This is a genomic window from uncultured Algibacter sp., from assembly GCF_947495675.1.
Taxonomy (GTDB): domain Bacteria; phylum Bacteroidota; class Bacteroidia; order Flavobacteriales; family Flavobacteriaceae; genus Algibacter_B.
Genome location: NZ_CANLZX010000001.1, coordinates 372,987 through 394,034 on the forward strand (window position 1 = coordinate 372,987; position 21,048 = coordinate 394,034).

The following is a 21,048-nucleotide window of genomic DNA, read 5'->3' on the forward strand; positions in this document are numbered from 1 at the left end:
TTATTCTTATAAATAGCTCTGCTCAAGGTATTTTGTTCGTTTTTATGTGTTTTGGTGTTTCAATTAGAACTATTGACTTGAATTAATAATTAAGTAAAAAGTTAAAGGTATCTGCGTAGATAATCATCTGAGTAGTCAATTTCAAGTTCCATCCATATTGGTAAGTGGTCTGACATTTCATAGGTTGTCCAATTCTTGTAGGATTTAGCCCAATTAACATAAGGTTTTTTGCTGTGTTTTAATCTGGTTTTTTCCACTATTTTCTCATAATGATTTAACATCTCAACCGCAGAAGGGCGATATTTACCATCGGCTTTATCTTTTTCTGTTAATTTATTTGCTTTTTCTTTTGGATGAGGTCCAAAAACAGAGTGGCGCCAATCAAAAGTACCATGACGTAATAAGCGAGTTTTACTTCCTGCTTTACCTTTTTCGGTAAATGCCATTTGGTCAAACCATCTATTGCCTCCCAAATTAGTAGGGCCAAAATCTGGTGCTGTTAGTTTCGAGTCTTTAAGAGCTTGCATAACTTCGTCATCCTTTTTTTCAATATTCATATCTCCTAGAAAAATATGTACTTGATCTTCCTTCTTTGCACGTTTTACCAAAATATTAGCTATTGATTTGATTTCTGCTGCTCGCATTTCTAAATCATTTCCATATATGATATGAGCAGAGCAAAGAGAAAATTTAAACCATCCTGCTTGAAATGATGCAAAAAAAGGTGATCGTGCCACTTGTTCGCCTGCAATTAAAGTTTCTTTTGGTAATACTATTTCGCCAATTAAATTACGAAAGAGTACCTTATTGGTATTGTAAACAAATGCCATACGTTCGTTATTGCCGCCTTTGTGTATAGAAACATCTGATACAAAAAAATCCCAACTTGGCCCTAGTAATTTAACCAACCGTCGTAAAGGCTCCAAATCATTCTTTACTTCTTGAATAGCACATATATCAAAATGATCTATAATTTCTGCGATATAGTGGTAGCTTTCATCCATTCTTAAAATACCATTATCAAAAGCACGAATATTCCAAGACCCTATAATAAGCGAATTTGGTTGTCTGTTTTTTTTAATATCGTTATATAAATCATGTCGTAAGGTTAATAGTCTTGACGAAATCCATGATTCTTTATTTGGGTAGTCAGGGTCTGGATATTTTTTGTAATTTTTTAAAGTATGATAAAAGGCCATTGTAATCTCGCATTTTATAAATTAGTATTTTACTAAAATATGTTAAGTGTTATTTTTATGTATAAGACAAACTATAAAATTAATAAGTAAGATAAAAAATCATTGCAAATAGTATGTTTTTAATATCTAAATTTTAAAAGTAACAACAGGGCGTTTAGCATGGTTTACCAAATCTTCACTAATACTACCGTTAAAAAAATGAGATATTCCCTGCCTTCCATGTGTGCTCATTCCTATTAATTCAGCTTGAATAGATTCAGAAAAATTCATAATACCTTTTTCAATAGTCATGTCGTTATAAATATTCATTGTGTAATTTGAGAAATTAGATGAATTAGCAAATTCTATCATGCGTTTTTTTGCATACTCAGAAGTCATAAATTTATTAGGCGTATTCACAGTAAGTAGATGTAATTTTGCATCTAAAATTTTAGCAAACCCAATTGCTCTATGGTAAGCAGTTTTGCTTTCATCTTTAAAATCAGAAGCAAAAACAAAATTTTTCACATTAAATGTTTCGTGTTCTTTTTTAACTACAAGTACGGGTATATTAGAGGTTCTAACAATTTTTTCGGTATTACTTCCAATAAGCATTTCTTTTAAGCCACTTACACCATTAGAACCCATAATAATTAAATCGATACCGTGCTTTATACAGTTATGAAAAACACCTTTAAAAATTTCATTAAAATCTACTGTTTCATGAACTTTTACATCTTTTAAGTAATCTTTATTCAAAAGATTTTCAAATTTTTTATGAGCTAATTTCATGAAAAACATGGCTTCAGGTAAATCGCTATGAGAGCTCATAGCGTCTACCTCGTGCAAAGGTATTTCTATTAAATGTAACAAGTAAATTTCAGCACTATATGTTTTGGCTAATTGTGCTGCAACTTTTAAAGCATTTTCTGCTTGAGTAGAAAAATCGGTAGGGACAAGTATTTTTTTCATAATAAGTAAGTTGTATGTATCTAAATTTATGCATTTTTCCTTTAAAAATCAATAAAATATTATATATTTGCACCGTTGAAAGGCGAAATTAAAGATATGAGGGGACCGAAAGTCCCCTCTTTTTATACTTAAAATGTTTAAAACAGAAGTTACAAAATTACTTGACACGGCACTAATAGAGCGACCAGATTTGTTTTTAATTGATTTTTCAATCAATTCAGAAAATCATATCAAAGTAATAATAGATGGTGATAAAGGCGTGTTAGTAGAAGACTGTATGTTTATTAGCAGAGCTATAGAACATAACTTAGACAGAGAGGAACTCGATTTTTCTTTAGAAGTTATGTCTGCCGGTGCAGCTTCGCCATTAACACATATGCGCCAGTATAAAAAAAATATTAACAGAACGCTTAGCGTAAGAACTAATTCTGAAGAAATAGAAGGAACACTTACTGAGGCAAAAGATGATAATATTACATTAGAGTGGAAGGTTAGGGAGCCAAAACCAATAGGTAAAGGCAAGGTAACTGTAAAAAAGGAAGCAATTATTCCTTATGAAAATATTGTAGAAGCAAAAGTTATGATTAAATTTTAATTTAAAGAGTTATGGAAAATGTCGCGTTAATTGAATCTTTTTCAGAATTCAAAGATGATAAGCTAATTGACAGAGTAACGTTAATGGCAATTTTAGAAGATGTATTTAGAAGTGCCTTAAAAAAGAAGTTTGGAGATGATGATAATTTTGATATTATTGTTAATCCTGATAAAGGTGATTTAGAAATATGGAGAAATAGAATTGTTGTAGCTGATGGTGAGGTTGAAGAACCAAATCAAGAAATTTCTTTAACTGCAGCTCGAAAAATTGAGCCAGATTTTGAAGTTGGTGAAGATGTGTCTGAAGAAGTGAAACTTATCGATTTAGGAAGACGTGCTATTTTAGCATTACGTCAAAATTTAATTTCTAAAATTCATGAACACGATAACACTATAATCTATAAGCAATTTAAAGATTTAATAGGAGAAATATATACAGCAGAAGTTCACCATATTCGTCATAGGGCAGTTATTTTATTGGATGATGAAGGAAACGAAATTGTATTGCCAAAAGATAGACAGATACCTTCAGATTTCTTTAGAAAAGGAGATAATGTAAGAGGTGTAATTGATAGTGTAGAGCTTAAAGGCGCTAAACCAACAATTATAATGTCTAGAAGTTCACCTAAGTTTTTAGAAAAATTATTTGAACAAGAAATACCAGAAGTTTTTGATGGTTTAATTACTATTAAGCATGTAGTAAGAATTCCTGGAGAAAAGGCAAAAGTAGCGGTTGATTCTTATGATGATAGAATAGATCCTGTTGGAGCATGTGTTGGTATGAAGGGTTCAAGAATTCACGGTATAGTTCGTGAATTAGGAAACGAAAATATTGATGTAATTAATTACACAAATAATCTACAATTATTTATCACAAGAGCTTTAAGTCCAGCACGAGTTACATCCATTAAATTAGATGAAGAAAATAAACGTGCCGAAGTTATACTTAAACCAGAAGAGGTAAGTAAAGCTATTGGTAGAGGTGGGCATAATATCCGTTTAGCTGGACAATTAACTGGTTATGAAATAGATGTGTTTAGAGAAGGTGCAGAAGAAGATGTTGAATTACGTGAATTCTCAGATGAAATTGAAAGCTGGATTATAGATGAATTTAGTAAAGCAGGATTAGATACTGCTAAAAGTATATTAGAACAAGATGTTAACGATCTTGTTAAAAGAACAGACTTAGAAGAGGAAACAATTCAAGATGTTATTAGAATTCTGAAAGAAGAATTTGAAGAATAGTAAAAAAAGTGCAGATTTGCATGATATTATGCCATAATTGGGATAATATTTATATTTGAGTATTTTAAAGGCGATTTATGGCTGAAACAATTAGATTAAATAAAGTATTACGTGAGCTTAACATCTCTCTAGATCGTGCTGTAGAATTTTTAGATTCTAAAGGCGTAGAAATAGAGAAGCGTCCCACAACAAAAATTTCTGAAGAAACTTATAATCTTCTATCAGATGAGTTTGAAACAGATGCTAACAAAAAAGTTAAGTCTCAAGAAGTAAGCGAAGCTAAGCTAAAAGAAAAGGAAGATTTACGTGTTAAACGTGAAAAAGAATTAGAGGCAAAGCAAAAAGCACAAGAAGCCAGAGAAAAAGCTAAGCAAGAGGAAGTAGTTAAAGCTTCTGCTGAACTTTTAGGCCCTAAAACTGTTGGTAAAATAGATCTAGATCCTAAAAAGAAAGCAGTAGAAAAACCTGTTGAACCTAAAACACCAGTTGTTGAAAAGGTTAAAGAAGTTGTTAAGCAAGAAACTGCAAAACCTGAAGCTCCCAAAACACCAGAGGCACCTAAAGAACCTAAGGTTGAGGAAAAACCAGCTGCCAAAGAAAAAGAAACTCCAAAACCTAAACCAAAGCAAGTTGAGGTTGATGGAGAGTTAGTTACACCAGAAGAAAAGGTAACAACACAATATAAAAAACTTACTGGGCCTAAAATTGCTGGTGATAAAATTGATTTGTCACAATTTAATAAGCCAAAAAAGAAAAAAGAAGATAAAAAACCAGATGCTAAAGCTGGCGATGCTAATAAAAGAAAGCGTCGTAGAATTAGTAAAGCTGGTGCACCTCAGTCAGGTAATGGAAATAGACCAGGGGGAACAAGATCTGGTGGTAATGACCGTTTTAAGGGCAAGCCAGGACAAGGACGTCGTAATATAGTAAAAGAAGAACCTTCAGAAGAAGATGTGAAAAAACAAGTGCGTGAAACACTTGAAAAACTTCAAGGTAAATCTAATAAAGGACGAGGCGCTAAAAACAGAAGAGATAAAAGAGATAAACATAGAGAACAGACTGAAATTGATCAGCAAATAGAAGCAGCAGAAAGCAAAATCATTAAGGTAACAGAATTTGTTACAGCAAGTGAAATGGCTACTATGATGGATGTAGGTGTTACTGAAATTATTTCAGCATGTATGTCGCTAGGTATGATGGTAACAATGAATCAGCGTTTAGATGCTGAAACGTTATCAATAGTTGCTGAAGAATTTGGTTATCAAGTAGAATTTGTAACTGCAGATATTGAAGAATCAATTGAAGAAGTTGTTGATAAACCAGAAGATTTAAAACCACGTGCACCAATTGTTACCGTAATGGGTCACGTAGATCATGGTAAGACATCGCTTTTAGATTATATCCGAGAAGAAAATGTAATTGCAGGAGAATCTGGAGGTATCACACAGCACATTGGTGCTTATGGTGTACAACTAGAAAACGGACAAAAAATAGCATTTTTAGATACACCAGGTCACGAGGCATTTACAGCTATGCGTGCTCGTGGTGCTCAAGTTACAGATATCGCTATTATTGTAGCAGCAGCAGATGATGATATTATGCCGCAAACTAAAGAAGCAATCTCGCATGCACAGGCTGCAGGAGTGCCAATTGTTTTTGCGATTAACAAAATTGATTTACCAGCAGCTAATCCTGAAAAAATAAAAGAAGGTCTTGCTAATATGAACTTATTAGTTGAAGATTGGGGTGGTAAAGTACAATCTCATGATATTTCAGCAAAGATTGGTACGGGAGTAAAAGAATTACTAGAAAAAGTATTGCTTGAAGCAGAATTACTAGAGCTTAAAGCAAATCCAGATAAACCGGCCATTGGTACTGTAGTAGAAGCGTTTTTAGATAAAGGACGTGGATATGTATCTACCATTCTTGTTCAAGCAGGAACTTTAAGAGTTGGAGATTATGTGTTGGCAGGTCAGCATAGTGGCAAAATTAAAGCCATGCATGACGAAAGAGGTCATGATATTGTTGCCGCAGGACCTTCAACACCAGTTTCTATATTAGGTTTAGATGGAGCACCTCAAGCAGGTGATAAGTTTAATGTGTTTTCAGATGAGCGTGAGGCAAAACAAATTGCTTCTAAACGTGCACAATTACAACGTGAGCAATCAGTTAGAACTCAACGTCATATAACACTTGATGAAATTGGACGTCGTATTGCACTTGGTGATTTCCAAGAGTTAAATATTATCCTTAAGGGTGATGTTGATGGTTCGGTAGAAGCATTAACAGATTCATTCCAGAAATTATCTACTGAAGAAATTCAGGTAAATATTTTACATAAAGGTGTAGGTGCCATTACCGAAAGTGATGTATTGTTAGCCTCGGCTTCAGATGCCATTATAGTAGGATTTAATGTAAGACCAGTAGGGAATGCGAGAATGATTGCTGATAAAGAAGAAATTGATATCAGAACATACTCAATTATTTATGATGCTATCAACGATCTTAAAGATGCTATGGAAGGTATGTTATCTCCAGAGTTGAAAGAAGAAATTACTGGTACTGCCGAAATTAGAGAAATATTTAAAGTATCTAAAATTGGAACTATTGCCGGCTGTATGGTAACTAACGGTAAAATACTTAGAAGCGCTGGAATTAGATTAATTCGCGATGGTGTAGTTGTTTATACTGGAGAATTAGCATCATTAAAACGATTTAAAGATGACGCCAAAGAAGTATCAAAAGGATATGATTGTGGTATGCAAATCAAAAACTATAATGATATTAAAGAAGGTGATATAATTGAAGCTTTCCACGAAGTTGAAGTTAAAAAGAAACTTAAGTAAAATAATATTTATAATAAAAAAAAACGAGCCAATTGGCTCGTTTTTTTTATAATTTTAATTCTTTTTAGGCTTAAAAATAAAAGCATGAGGAAATTTTTGTTTAATTTTCTTTAAAGCTCTATCAGCTTCTAAACGTGTTCTAAAGTTGCCAGCCCAAATTTTAAAATTTGGAGTTTCATATTGCATTGATGGATGCCAGTTTCCAAAAGAACTACTAAATTCTTTTTGTGCATCATGGGCTCCAGATCGATTTCCAGAATAAACTTGTATTTTATATCGTTCAGAACTTGTTTCATTTTTATTCATCTCCTTTTTTAAATCCAATAACACATTAATATGTTTGTCTTGGTTTATTGTAACATGACCTTGTTGTGAATAGCAATGAGATGATATTGCTATAAAACACACAAGACTTAAAAAACTAATTTTCATTTTCAATGGTTTCATTTTCAAATAATTTATACAAATGTATACGATATAAACTTAATTGTAGCTCTTTTTATTATTTAGAATCCCTCTAAATTACCAATTAACACTTCCCTAACATTTCTAAAATCGACTTTTAATATTACTTTTGCGACAGATTTTTTCAACTATACTTTTTCATTTATAAAATGACAAAAGTCATACCAAAGTTTAGAAGTTAATTTGACCAACAATATGAGAAAGGTGATTCACCGTAAATTAAGCCCAAACTTTCTTCGTTTAAGCTTAGTTTTTTTATTAGCATTTACAACGGTTCTTTCTGCTCAAGAAGGAGACCCAGCAAAAGGAAAATCATTATTCAATGCCAATTGTGCTGCTTGTCATAAGTTAGATAAAAAAATGACAGGTCCTGCTCTACGTAATGTAGAGGCGCGTTTGTCTGAAGAAGAAGGATTAGACAGGGCGTGGTTGTATGCATGGATACGTAATAGTTCTGGAGTAATAAAATCTGGAGATGCTTACGCGAATAAGATTTATAATGAGTATGGTGGCGCTGCCATGACTGCATTTCCTCAGTTATCAGATGATGATATAAATAACTTATTAGCTTATACAGCAGAGGAAAAACAAGCTCCTGTTGAGGCTGCTGCTCCTGTTGGAGGAGCAGAGACTAGTGACAACTCTGGAGGTATTTCAAACGAAATTATTTTAGGAGCTTTAGCTATTTTATTTATACTTCTTGCGGCTGGTTTATACTTAGTTAATAAAACACTACGTCGTTTTGCAAATGTGCAAGGTATTGATTTGCCAGAAGGCCCAGGTAAAACACCATTGTGGAAAGCTTTTGTTCAAAATCAATTTTTAATGATTGTTGTTGCAATATTCTTTTTGTTGTCAAGTGCTTATTTTGTTTATGGTTATTTGTCTCAAATAGGAGTAGATCAAGGTTATCAGCCAGTTCAACCAATTCATTATTCTCATAAAATACATGCCGGTGATAATGGTATAGATTGTAAGTACTGTCATTCTTCTGCTAGAGTTAGTAAACATTCAGGGATTCCATCTTTAAATGTATGTATGAACTGTCATAAATCAATTTATGAAGTTTCACCAGAAACAGCTACTGAGGAGTATTCTAAAGAATTTTATGACGGAGAGATTAAAAAATTATACGCAGCAGCCGGATGGGATGATGCAGAGCAAAAATATACAGGAGAAGCCCAGCCAGTTAAATGGGTGCGTATTCACAACTTACCTGATTTTGCATATTTTAATCACTCTCAGCACGTAACTGTTGCCGGTGTAGAATGTCAAACTTGTCATGGGCCAGTAGAGGAAATGGAAGTGATGTATCAACACGCTCCATTAACAATGGGTTGGTGTATTAATTGTCATAGAGAAACAGATGTAAATGTAAAAGACAATGCTTACTATACGAAAATACATGAAGAGTTATCAAAAAAGTATGGTGTAGAAAATTTGACAGCTGCTCAAATGGGTGGTTTAGAATGTGGTAAATGTCACTACTAAAAAAGTAGTTTATGCCGTTAAGACGGGAGTTTTTTAAAAATAAAATAAGAAGTAATTCAATTATATAATATGTCATCAAACAAGAAATACTGGAAAAGTGTTGAAGAGCTAAACGAAAATAGCTCTATTGTTGAGACGCTAAAACAAAACGAGTTTGTAGCTGAGATTCCTACTGATGAATTTTTAGGTGATAAAGACACATTAGAAGCAACATCTACAACACGTCGCGATTTCTTAAAATATGTAGGATTTAGTACAGCTGCGGCTTCTTTAGCTGCTTGTGAGGGTCCTGTAAAAAAATCTATACCTTATATAGTACAACCAACCGAGATTATTCCTGGTGTTGCTAACTATTATGCTACAACAATTGCTGATGGGTTTGATTTTGCTAGTGTTTTAGTAAGAACTCGTGAAGGTCGTCCAATTAAAATTGAAAATAATACGATGGCAACTACCAATGGTAGTGCAAATGCTAGAGTTAATGCTTCGGTTTTAGGATTGTATGACAGCTTAAGAGTTCAAGGACCTAAAAAAGGTTCAGATTCTATCTCTTGGAGTGATTTTGATGCTGAAACCACAAAAAAGTTAACTGAATTATCAGAAACTAACAAAAGTATTGTGTTATTAACACAAACATTTGCGAGCCCTTCTACAAGTAAGTTAATTTCAGAGTTTAAAGAAAAGTATGGCAATGTTAGTCATGTAGTTTATGATGCTGTTTCAGAATCTGCTGCACTTGATGCATATCAAGCTAAATATGGCGAACGCGGATTAGCTAATTATGATTTTGCAAAAGCAATGACTATTGTTTCTGTAGGTGCTGACTTTTTAGGTGATTGGCAAGGTGGAGGATTTGATTCTGGATATTCTAAAAATAGAATACCCGATCATGGTAAAATGTCAAGACACGTTCAGTTTGAGTCTAACATGTCTTTAACTGGAGCCAATGCAGATAAACGTGTACCGTTAACTCCTTCGCAACAAAAACTAGCCTTAGCTAAATTATATAGCTATGTTGTTGGTGGTTCTGTTTCTGGAACATTACCTGGAAATATTGAAGATGCTATTAAAAAAGCAGCTTCTCAACTTAAAAAAGCAGGAAGTAAAGGTTTAGTGGTTACAGGAATACAAGATGTAAATGCACAAACTGTTGCTTTAGAAATAAATGAGGCTTTAGGAAGTAAAGCTTTTAATAAATCAGCACCAATTAAAACAAGACAAGGTAGTGATGTTGCTGTAGCTAGATTAGTTGGCGACATGAAAGCTGGTCGTGTTGGAGCAGTTATTATGAGTGGTGTAAATCCAATTTATACCTTACCAAATGCTTCAGATTTTGCTGAAGGATTGAAAAAAGTAGAATTATCTGTGGCGTTTTCTATGAAAGTAGATGAGACGTCTTCAGAAGCACAATATATTGCAGCAGCACCTCACTATTTAGAATCTTGGGGTGATGTTGAAATCAAAAAAGGACATTATGCATTAACGCAGCCAACAATTCGTCCTTTATTTGATACAAGACAATTTCAAGATGCTTTATTAAAATGGACAGGAAACGATATTTCTTACCATGATTATATTAAAGATGCTTGGGGAACAGGAATTTTAGGAGGAGGTTCATTCAATAAAGCACTACATGATGGTGTATTTGTAGGAACAATTGCTACTGAAACTGAAAGTACATCTAGTGCAGAAGAATCAGCAGAAACACCTTCAGGAAATGCAGCTAGAACTTTAGCGGCTTCTGCAAAACCAAGTGCAGGTCTTGAATTAACTTTATACACTAAAGTGGGTATGGGAGATGGTCAACAGGCCAATAATCCATGGTTACAAGAATTTCCAGATCCTTTAACAAGAACTTCATGGGATAACTATTTAACCATTTCAAAAGCAGATGCAGACGCAATAGGCTTAATAAACAAACATGTTGCTAATGGTGCTTTAAATGGTAGTTACGCTAATGTTACTGTAAATGGTGAAACTTTAAAAGTGCCAGTAATGATCCAACCAGGTCAAGCAAAAGGTTCTGTTGGATTAGCTTTAGGTTATGGTAAAACATTAGGTTTAAAAGATGAAATGCAAACAGGAGTTAATGCTTATGCATTTTATCAAAATTTCAATAACGTACAAAATGTAACAGTTGAGGCTGCTACTGGTGAGCATGAATTTGCTTCTGTGCAGTTACATAATACATTAATGGGGCGTGGAGATATTGTTCACGAAACTACCTTAGAAATTTTCAATACTAAAGATAGAAATGTTTGGAATAAAGTACCAACAGTATCTTTAAATCATGAAGAAACTCCAGTTACATCTCCAGAAGTAGATTTATGGGATGAATTTGATCGTTCAATTGGACATCATTTCAACTTATCAATCGATTTAAATGCTTGTACAGGATGTGGTGCTTGTGTTATTGCTTGTCATGCTGAAAATAATGTACCTGTAGTTGGTAAAACTGAAGTACGTCGTAGCCGTGACATGCATTGGTTACGTATAGATAGATATTACTCATCTGAAGAATCTTTTGAAGGTGATGACGATAAAAAAGATAATATTTCTGGTTTAGGTAGTTCATTAAGTGAATTTGGTGAATTAGAAAATGCATCTGAGAATCCTCAGGTAGTATTCCAGCCAGTAATGTGTCAGCATTGTAATCATGCACCTTGTGAAACAGTTTGTCCTGTGGCAGCAACTTCACACGGTCGTCAAGGTCAAAACCATATGGCTTATAACCGTTGTGTAGGTACTAGATATTGCGCAAACAACTGTCCTTATAAAGTGCGTCGTTTCAACTGGTTTTTGTATAATGGAAATGATGAGTTCGATTATCATATGAATGATGATTTAGGACGTATGGTATTAAATCCAGATGTTGTTGTTCGTTCTCGTGGTGTCATGGAAAAATGTTCAATGTGTATTCAAAAAACACAAAAGACTATTCTTGATGCAAAACGTGATGGACGTGAAATTAAAGATGGAGAATTCCAAACAGCTTGTTCTGCTGCATGTAGTAACGGAGCAATGAGTTTTGGAGATATCAATGATAAAGACAGTAAAGTTGCAAAACTTTTAAAAGATGACCGTATGTATCACTTATTAGAAAGTGTTGGTACTAAGCCTAACGTGCAGTATCATACTAAAGTGAGAAATACAACTGAAGCATAAATTTAATTAAAGAATCAATTATATAATTATGGCGTCTCATTACGAAGCACCTATTAGAAGACCTTTAGTTACAGGAGAAAAATCATACCACGACGTTACTGTGGATGTGGCTAAACCTGTAGAAGGAAAAGCAAATAAGCAATGGTGGATAGTTTTTTCTATAGCATTGGTAGCTTTCCTTTGGGGAATTGGATGTATTTTATACACAATATCTACAGGTATTGGAACTTGGGGTTTAAACAAGACCGTAGGTTGGGCTTGGGATATTACTAACTTCGTTTGGTGGGTTGGTATTGGACATGCAGGAACACTTATTTCTGCTGTACTTTTACTGTTCCGTCAAAAATGGAGAATGGCAATTAACCGTTCTGCAGAAGCGATGACGATTTTCTCTGTTGTTCAAGCTGGTTTGTTTCCAATAATTCACATGGGGCGACCTTGGTTAGGATATTGGGTGTTACCAATTCCGAATCAATTTGGTTCACTATGGGTAAACTTTAATTCGCCTTTACTTTGGGATGTATTTGCAATTTCAACTTATTTATCTGTTTCATTAGTATTCTGGTGGACTGGTTTATTACCTGATTTTGCTATGTTACGAGATAGAGCAATCAAACCTTTTCAAAAAAAGATATACGCTTTATTAAGCTTTGGTTGGTCTGGTAGAGCAAAAGATTGGCAACGTTTTGAAGAAGTATCATTGGTACTTGCTGGTTTAGCAACACCTTTAGTACTATCTGTACATACTATTGTATCTTTTGACTTCGCAACATCTGTTATACCAGGTTGGCATACAACTATTTTCCCACCATACTTTGTTGCTGGTGCAGTATTCTCTGGATTTGCCATGGTAAACACCCTTCTTATTATTATGAGAAAAGTGTGTAACCTTGAAGATTATATTACAGTACAACACATCGAATTAATGAATATTGTAATTATGATTACAGGTTCTATAGTTGGTGTAGCATATATTACAGAGTTATTTATTGCATGGTATTCTGGTGTAGAATATGAACAATATGCATTCTTAAATAGAGCAACTGGTCCTTACTGGTGGGCATATTGGGCGATGATGACATGTAACGTGTTTTCTCCACAATTTATGTGGTTCAAGAAATTAAGAACAAGTATCATGTTTTCTTTCTTTATATCTATAGTAGTAAATATAGGTATGTGGTTTGAGCGTTTTGTGATTATTGTAACATCTCTACATAGAGATTATTTACCATCATCTTGGACTATGTTCTCGCCAACGTTTGTTGATATAGGTATCTTTATTGGTACAATTGGATTCTTCTTTGTATTATTCTTATTATATTCAAGAACGTTCCCAGTAATTGCTCAAGCAGAGGTTAAAACAATTTTGAAATCATCAGGAGAACGTTACAAAAATATTAGAGAAAGAGGTGATAGTTTAGTGGGAACTGGTGCTGATACAAGAACATCAGGTAACGCTGTTGTTAAGTCTGTGGCTGAAGTAAAAGAAACTATACCTTCAACGGATAATAACTCAGAAAAAGTAAGTAGCCTTTTAGGAAGTATTGGTGCTTTTGATCCAGCAACTCAAACGGCTGATGATTTAAAGAAAGTAAGTGGAATTGGACCTAAAATGGAGCAAGTATTAAATAGCATTGGTATTTATACTTTCCTTCAAGTTAGTAAAATGACAAAAAATGAATATGATTTGTTAGACAGCATTACTGGTTCTTTCCCAGGAAGAGCAGAACGTGATGATTGGTCTGGACAAGCTAAAAAATTAATAAACTAAATATAGTCAATGGAAGCTTCAAAAGTTATTCACGCTATTTATACCGATGATGATATATTAATGTCGGCCGTAAAAAAGGTTAAGGCAGAAAGATTTCATATCGAGGAAATATATACACCTTTTCCGGTTCACGGATTAGACAAAGCTATGGGATTAGCACCAACACGTATTGCGATTACAGCATTTATTTACGGATTGATTGGTTTAACTGTGGCTGTTTTAATGATGAATTTTATTATGATTGAAGATTGGCCACAAAATATAGGTGGAAAACCAAGTTTCAGTTATATTGAAAATATGCCAGCATTTGTGCCAATTATGTTTGAGCTTACAGTATTTTTTGCAGCTCACTTAATGGTTATAACGTTTTATTTACGCAGTAGAATGTGGCCTTTTAAAAATGCTGAAAATCCTGACCCAAGAACTACTGATGATCATTTTTTAATGGAAATTGCAGTTAATGGAAATGAAAAAGAACTTGAAAGTTTATTAGCTGATACAGGAGCAGTAGAAATTAATTTAGTTGATAAAGCCCATTAATAATAGATATGAAAAGCTTAATTAAAATATTAGTATTAGCAGTTGTTTTAGTGTCTGTTTCTTGTAATAAGAGCACAGCACCAAACTACCAATTCATGCCAAACATGTATGAGTCTGCAGGATATGAAACGTATGGTGAAGCAGCATTCCCTAATGGAGTTGAAGCACAAATACCTGCAGAAGGTTCTATACCACGTGGCTTTGTTCCATTTGATATAGAAAATTCTACTGCTGGGTATGATTTAGCGAAAGCAACTTTATCGAATCCTTTAGATTCAACTAAAGTCGATTTAAATAGAGGTAAAGAACTTTATGATATTTATTGTGGAATTTGCCACGGAAATAAAGGTAATGGACAAGGTAACTTAGTTAAACGTGAAAAAATTCTTGGTATTCCAAGTTACGATGATGCAGGTAGAGCCATTAATGCTGGTAGTATATACCACACTATATATTACGGAAAAAATGCTATGGGTTCATATGCTAACCAATTGAACGAAGAGGAACGTTGGCAAGTTGTATCGTACGTGTTAAAATTGAAAGCAGATTTAGAAAAGTAAGATTGATAAGATTATTATAGATATGTATACATTTTCAAATAAATTAAAGACATTTTCTTTCATTCTAATGATTTTAGGAGCATTAGGAGTTGGATATGGTTTTATGACATCTCATAAATCTTTTGAAGAGGTTGAGCACTTACTTGCAGAAGAGTCACACCACGGTGGTGAACATAGTGAAAACACAACTCATGTAGCACCAAGTCATGATGCTCATGCTGTAGATTCTCATGATGATAGTCACAGTAATACAGCTCATGCTGAAATTGACCAACATAAAAAGCACATTGAGCATGTTCAACATCAAATAGCCAACAGACCTTGGTCTGCACTTTATGTAGCTGCATTTTTCTTTATGATGATTGCTTTAGGTGTATTAGCTTTTTATGCTATACAAATTGCATCACAAGCAGGATGGTCGCCAGTTTTATTTAGAGTTATGGAAGGTATTACAGCTTATATGTTACCTGGTGCTTTAATTGTATTAGCAATAGCAGTAGCTTCAGGTACAATTGGGCATTACAACATATTTATATGGATGGACCCAGAAGTGGTGGCACATGATAAACTTATTGAAGGAAAAACAGGATGGTTAAATTTAGGTGGATTTGTAATAAGAGGACTTATCTTTATTGGTGGATGGTATGCTTACCGTCACTTTTCTAGAAAATTTTCTATTGCACAAGATACAGCTGAAGATAAAAGTAACTTTAAAAAGTCATTTCGTATTTCTGCGGCATTTTTAGTATTCTTTATATATACTGAATCTATGATGTCTTGGGATTGGATAATGAGTGTAGATCCGCATTGGTTTTCAACTTTGTTTGGATGGTATGTATTTGCAAGTATGTTTGTAAGTGGTATAACTGTAATAGCATTAATTACCATTTATTTAAAATCTAAAAATTATTTAGTATTTGTAAACGAAAACCATTTACATGATGTAGCTAAATTTATGTTCGCTTTCAGTATATTCTGGACGTATTTATGGTTTTCACAATTCATGTTAATCTGGTATTCAAATATTCCAGAAGAGGTAACTTATTTTGTAACACGTTTCCAAGATTATAAATTACCATTCTTAGGTATGGTTGTTATGAATTTTGTATTTCCTATATTAATGTTGATGAATGCTGATTATAAACGTATTCCATGGTTTGTAGTTATGGCAGGTTTAGTGATCTTATTTGGTCACTACATCGATATTTTCAACATGATTATGCCAGCAACTGTAGGTGATAGATGGTTTATTGGCATACCAGAAATAAGTTCAGTATTACTTTTCGCAGGCTTATTCATATTTGTGGTTTTTACAGCTTTAACAAAAGCACCATTACTTGTAAAAGGATATCCTTTTAGAAAAGAAAGCGAAGAATTTCATTATTAATTAGATATAAATAAAGACGAACGATACAAATGACTGCTTTATTAACAATTATAGTTTTAGTATTTATTTTAATTGCCATTTGGCAAATGGTAAAGATTTTCGATTTAGCACAAGCTAAAAATGAAAACACAACTGCCGGAGTCGCTACAGATAAGGATAATACATTAAATGGTTATTTAATGATGGGCTTTTTAGCATTCATCTATATAATAACAATTGTCTCTTTTGTTAAATGGGGTGATTTACCATTAATGTCAAATTCAGCTTCAGAACATGGACCTACTATTGATAACTTAATGGTTATATCAATGGTAATAATTTTTATTGTTCAAACTATTACTCAGTTTTTACTACATTATTTTGCATATAAATATAAAGGTGAAAAAGGTAAAAAAGCCCTGTTTTTTGCTGATAACAATAAACTAGAAGCAATCTGGACTATTATTCCAGTAATTGTTTTAGCTGGTTTAATTATTTATGGTTTAAGTACTTGGATTAACATTATGGGTGTTGATGAAAGTGACGATCCATTAGTAGTTGAATTATATGCACAACAGTTTAACTGGAAAGCTAGATATGCAGGAGCCGATAATACATTAGGAAAGGCTAACGTACGTTTAATTGATATTGATCGTGCTAATATTCTAGGTTTAGATGAGTCTGATCCAAACGCACAAGATGATGTAATTACTACAGAATTACATTTACCAGTTGGAAGACCAGTATTGTTTAAAATGCGATCACAAGATGTTTTACACTCAGCTTATATGCCTCACTTTCGAGCTCAAATGAACTGTGTACCAGGCATGATCACACAATTTGGTTTTACACCTACAGTAACTACAGCTGATATGCGTCAAACCCCTCAAATGGTTGAAAAGGTTTTAAATATAAATAATATTAGAGTAGAAAATAGTAAAAAACTAATAGCTAAAGGTGAAGATGCATTAGAACGTTATGAATTTGATTACTTATTATTATGTAACAAAATTTGTGGAAAATCTCACTACAACATGCAAATGAAAATTGTGGTAGAAACACAAGAAGAATATGACGCTTGGATTGCAGAACAAAAAGAGTTTAAGAATTCTCTAGTTAATTAATTAAAAAAGATAAAACACGATATAAGATTATGTCAGCACACGCAGATAACCACGCTCACGACGACGATCACGGACATCATCATAAAGAAACATTTGTAACTAAATATATATTTAGTCAAGACCATAAAATGATTGCTAAGCAGTATCTAGTTACAGGTACTATAATGGGAGTTATTGGTGTATTAATGTCAATGATGTTCCGTTTACAAATTGCATGGCCAGAAGAGCCAAATGTATTGTTCGAAGCATTATTAGGTAAATGGGCACCAGATGGTGTTATGGATGCAGATATTTATTTAGCACTAGTAACTATCCACGGTACTATAATGGTCTTTTTTGTACTAACTGCTGGTTTAAGTGGTACTTTTAGTAACTTGTTAATTCCATTACAAATTGGTGCTCGTGATATGGCATCTGGATTTTTAAATATGGTTTCATATTGGTTATTTTTTGTATCATGTATAATCATGGTTTCTTCATTATTTGTTGAAGCTGGTCCTGCTGCAGCAGGTTGGACAATTTATCCTCCATTAAGTGCATTACCAATGGCTCAAGGTGGCTCAGGTATGGGTATGACTCTTTGGTTAGTATCTATGGCTATCTTTATTGCATCTTCTTTATTAGGATCATTAAACTATGTAGTAACAGTAATTAATTTACGTACTAAAGGTATGTCTATGACTAGGTTACCTTTAACTATATGGGCTTTCTTTGTAACTGCAATTATTGGTATTATATCATTCCCAGTATTATTATCTGCAGCTTTATTATTAATTATGGATAGAAGTTTTGGAACATCATTCTTCTTATCAGATATATTTATACAAGGAGAAGTATTACATTATCAAGGTGGATCACCAGTATTATTTGAACACTTATTTTGGTTCTTAGGACACCCAGAAGTATATATTGTAATTTTACCTGCAATGGGTCTAGTTTCTGAAATCATGGCTTCAAATTCACGTAAACCAATTTTTGGATACCGTGCCATGATTGCATCAATATTAGCTATTGCTTTCCTTTCAACTATAGTTTGGGGACACCACATGTTTGTTTCAGGAATGAATCCATTTTTAGGATCTGTATTTACATTTACAACTTTATTAATTGCAATACCTTCTGCAGTAAAAGCATTTAACTGGATAACTACTTTATGGAAAGGTAATTTACAGATGAATCCTGCCATGTTGTTTTCAATTGGTTTTGTATCAACTTTTATTACTGGAGGATTAACTGGAATTATTTTAGGTGATAGTGCTTTGGATATTAATGTTCATGACACATATTTTGTTGTAGCACACTTTCACTTAGTAATGGGTATATCTGCATTATATGGTATGTTTGCAGGAATTTATCATTGGTTTCCAAAAATGTTTGGACGTATGCTAAATAAAAATTTAGGATATATTCACTTCTGGATAACTGCTGTTTGTGCTTACGGAGTATTTTTCCCAATGCATTTTATAGGTATGGCAGGTTTACCAAGACGTTATTATACTAATAGTAATTTTCCTTTATTCGATGATTTAGCTAATGTTAATGTTGTCATTACAATCTTTGCTTTAGTAGGTGGTGTAGTTCAAATAGTATATTTATATAATTTCTTTGTAAGTATATTTTTTGGAAAGAAAGCTACACAAAACCCTTGGAAATCTACAACTTTAGAATGGACAACTCCAGTTGAACATATACACGGAAACTGGCCAGGAGAAATTCCTCATGTATTCCGTTGGGCTTACGATTATAGTAAACCAGGACATGATGTTGATTTTGTACCACAAAATATTCCTTTAAAAGAAGGAGAAGAAGAACTCCAACATTAATTAATAATATTCCTCTTACAGATATAAAACTCGCCTCTCAAGGCGAGTTTTCTGTTTAAAAGCATTATTTATCGATAAAAAGAAAAAAATTTAAAAAAAAATCGATGAAATACAAAAAAATCAGTTAAATTGCCAGACATTAATAAATAACTTGTTTTATTTTATTACAATTTCATTGCTATTAATAATTATAAATTAACCTAACCTATGAAAACAAAATCCCTTTTAAAGTTCACAAAAACATTTGTGACTTTTACAATGGTATTACTATGGACAGTATTTTCTGCAAATGCTCAATGTCCAACAGTAACCAATCCTAATCCTCCCCCTATCTGTGATGCTTCAGGATATACCTTTAACGATTTAAATAGTTTCGCTACTGATGGTGGTAATGGTATAGTCTGGTATGATACTTTGACTGGAGGTAGTCCATTCAATCCTAATCAATTATTACAAGAAGGTATTTACTATGCCGATGATAATACAGGAACTTGTGGAAGTAGAGCTTCTATAAATATTGATTTTGTTCTAAATTCTACTGGTCAAAATTTAGACCAAATATATTGTAGTAATGAAAATGCTACTATACAAACTTATATAGATGATGTTTTGTTTGGAAGTATACCCGCAGGAGGTTCTGTTGAGGTTTATTATGATTTAAATTTAACAAGTCAGGCTAATACAACGGATTCAATTCCTTTAGGAGCTACAAATTTTTATATTGTATTTGTTGATAATGGTGGTTGTAAAAGTCAATTAGAATTAGCACAATTAGGAGTTTTTAGTGCACCAACAGATCCAGCACCTACAACACCTCAAGCATTTTGTTCTGATGATAATCCAACAGTTGGAAATTTAGACCCTGGTACTACTGAAACAAATATTAGTTGGTATGCAAATGTAGATGTTTCAGGAGACCCTATTCTACCAGCATTATCATTACTTACACCCTTAGTTGATGGAAATAGTTATTATGTACAAATTAATGATGCTTTTTGTGAAAGTAACGCCATTGAAGTTGTTGTTAATATTGATGATCCAGTAAATGCTGGAACACCTGGTAGCTTAGATTATTGTGATGATAGTTTGCCAGTAGCAGATTTTAATTTATTTGATGAACTAGGTGCTCCAAAAGATTCTACCGGTAGCTGGTCAGGCCCATTAACAACCACAAATGGAAACCTAGGTACGGTTAATATTTCAACATTAACTACTGCGGGAACCTATACTTTTACGTATACAGTTCCTAGTAATGGTGTTTGTCCAGATGGGATTTCAAATGTAACTATTACAGTTTATGAAACTTTTAGTTCTGGAGATCCATCAGCTAATAATCCAGCATCGTTTTGTGAAGCCAGTTTGCCAACTACTTTTGATTTGTTTTCACTATTAGAAAATCATGATCTTGGAGGGCAATGGTCAAGTGGAAGTTCTACCATTGATTTAACAGGATTAACTGCAGGAACATATAATTATACATATACCCAAAACACGTTACCTAACCCATGTCCAGAAGAGTCTACTACAGTACAGGTTATAGTGCTTCAAGATCCACATGCTGGAAATGCTTTAAACGATGTGTTTTGTGAGAATGATTTAGTTTCAAATTCACCATATAATTTATTCGATGCTTTAGATAATACTCAAGATAATAATAGTGGTATATGGACTGATTCTAGTAATGCAACAATTTCAAACACTTTGGATATTACAACACTTACAGTATCTGGAAGCCCATATACATTTAATTATACAATTGATAATGGAACGTGTTCTGATACTGAAGCTATTACAATAACTATAGAAGATGCCCCAGAATCTGGGACACCAGTAACAACTTTCCCAGAGTTTTGTGAAGGTTCTGCACCATCAAGTTATAATTTATTTGATTTATTAGAAGGCGAAGAT

The 21,048-nt window shown here is 33.3% G+C and carries 15 protein-coding genes; 12 read left to right on the forward strand and 3 right to left on the reverse strand.

All coding sequences use genetic code 11. The features are described 5' to 3' along the window. Positions 1 to 101 precede the first annotated feature (101 nt). Both Q0842_RS01595 and Q0842_RS01600 read right to left on the reverse strand, forming a co-directional pair. Positions 102 to 1,199: an endonuclease/exonuclease/phosphatase family protein gene (locus Q0842_RS01595; RefSeq protein WP_298493489.1), complete on the reverse strand. Its 1,098-nt coding sequence runs from the start codon at positions 1,197 to 1,199 to the stop codon at positions 102 to 104. Between the two features lie 126 nt (positions 1,200 to 1,325). After that, positions 1,326 to 2,150, reverse strand: a complete 825-nt coding sequence (locus Q0842_RS01600) for a universal stress protein (RefSeq protein ID WP_298493492.1) — start codon at positions 2,148 to 2,150, stop codon at positions 1,326 to 1,328. Positions 2,151 to 2,283: 133 nt separating this feature from the next. Here Q0842_RS01600 and rimP point away from each other — a divergent pair, with 133 nt between their 5' ends. The 3 genes from rimP to infB all read left to right on the forward strand — a co-directional run bounded on the left by rimP (position 2,284) and on the right by infB (position 6,835). Continuing rightward, positions 2,284 to 2,745 (forward strand): ribosome assembly cofactor RimP, encoded by a 462-nt coding sequence (gene rimP / locus Q0842_RS01605; protein ID WP_298493495.1) that lies wholly within the window; start codon positions 2,284 to 2,286, stop codon positions 2,743 to 2,745. An 11-nt stretch (positions 2,746 to 2,756) separates the two neighbouring features. Then, positions 2,757 to 3,989 (forward strand): transcription termination factor NusA, encoded by a 1,233-nt coding sequence (nusA, locus tag Q0842_RS01610; RefSeq protein ID WP_298493498.1) that lies wholly within the window; start codon positions 2,757 to 2,759, stop codon positions 3,987 to 3,989. Positions 3,990 to 4,066: 77 nt separating this feature from the next. Next, positions 4,067 to 6,835 carry a translation initiation factor IF-2 gene (gene infB / locus Q0842_RS01615; protein WP_298493501.1) on the forward strand — a complete coding sequence of 923 codons (2,769 nt, stop codon included), beginning with the start codon at positions 4,067 to 4,069 and terminating at the stop codon, positions 6,833 to 6,835. A 54-nt stretch (positions 6,836 to 6,889) separates the two neighbouring features. Here the strand turns inward: infB and Q0842_RS01620 are convergent, their stop codons facing one another. Next, entirely contained in the window at positions 6,890 to 7,282 is a 393-nt protein-coding gene (locus Q0842_RS01620; protein ID WP_298493504.1) for an SPOR domain-containing protein, read from the reverse strand. 213 nt (positions 7,283 to 7,495) lie between these two features. On the opposite strand from Q0842_RS01620, the gene Q0842_RS01625 reads away from it, so the two are divergent. The 9 genes from Q0842_RS01625 to Q0842_RS01665 form a co-directional block, all read left to right on the forward strand. Continuing rightward, positions 7,496 to 8,791, forward strand: coding sequence for a c-type cytochrome (locus tag Q0842_RS01625; protein WP_298493507.1), 1,296 nt, complete (start codon positions 7,496 to 7,498; stop codon positions 8,789 to 8,791). 69 nt (positions 8,792 to 8,860) lie between these two features. Further along, a complete protein-coding gene (locus Q0842_RS01630) occupies positions 8,861 to 11,956 on the forward strand; it encodes a TAT-variant-translocated molybdopterin oxidoreductase (RefSeq protein ID WP_298493510.1) in 3,096 nt (1,031 codons plus the stop codon). A 28-nt stretch (positions 11,957 to 11,984) separates the two neighbouring features. Beyond that, entirely contained in the window at positions 11,985 to 13,727 is a 1,743-nt protein-coding gene (gene nrfD, locus Q0842_RS01635) for an NrfD/PsrC family molybdoenzyme membrane anchor subunit (RefSeq protein ID WP_298493513.1), read from the forward strand. A gap of 9 nt (positions 13,728 to 13,736) precedes the next feature. Next, positions 13,737 to 14,267, forward strand: a complete 531-nt coding sequence (locus Q0842_RS01640; protein ID WP_298493516.1) for a DUF3341 domain-containing protein — start codon at positions 13,737 to 13,739, stop codon at positions 14,265 to 14,267. A gap of 8 nt (positions 14,268 to 14,275) precedes the next feature. Next, positions 14,276 to 14,827 (forward strand): cytochrome c, encoded by a 552-nt coding sequence (locus Q0842_RS01645; protein ID WP_298493519.1) that lies wholly within the window; start codon positions 14,276 to 14,278, stop codon positions 14,825 to 14,827. A gap of 22 nt (positions 14,828 to 14,849) precedes the next feature. Beyond that, complete coding sequence (locus tag Q0842_RS01650; protein ID WP_298493522.1) at positions 14,850 to 16,214, forward strand: quinol:cytochrome C oxidoreductase; 1,365 nt, start codon at positions 14,850 to 14,852, stop codon at positions 16,212 to 16,214. A 29-nt stretch (positions 16,215 to 16,243) separates the two neighbouring features. Then, complete coding sequence (locus tag Q0842_RS01655) at positions 16,244 to 17,317, forward strand: cytochrome c oxidase subunit II (protein WP_298493525.1); 1,074 nt, start codon at positions 16,244 to 16,246, stop codon at positions 17,315 to 17,317. A 29-nt stretch (positions 17,318 to 17,346) separates the two neighbouring features. Further along, a complete protein-coding gene (locus Q0842_RS01660; RefSeq protein WP_298493528.1) occupies positions 17,347 to 19,140 on the forward strand; it encodes a cbb3-type cytochrome c oxidase subunit I in 1,794 nt (597 codons plus the stop codon). Positions 19,141 to 19,347: 207 nt separating this feature from the next. Then, the coding region (locus tag Q0842_RS01665) for a hypothetical protein (protein ID WP_298493530.1) at positions 19,348 to 21,048 on the forward strand (1,701 nt) is incomplete at its 3' end.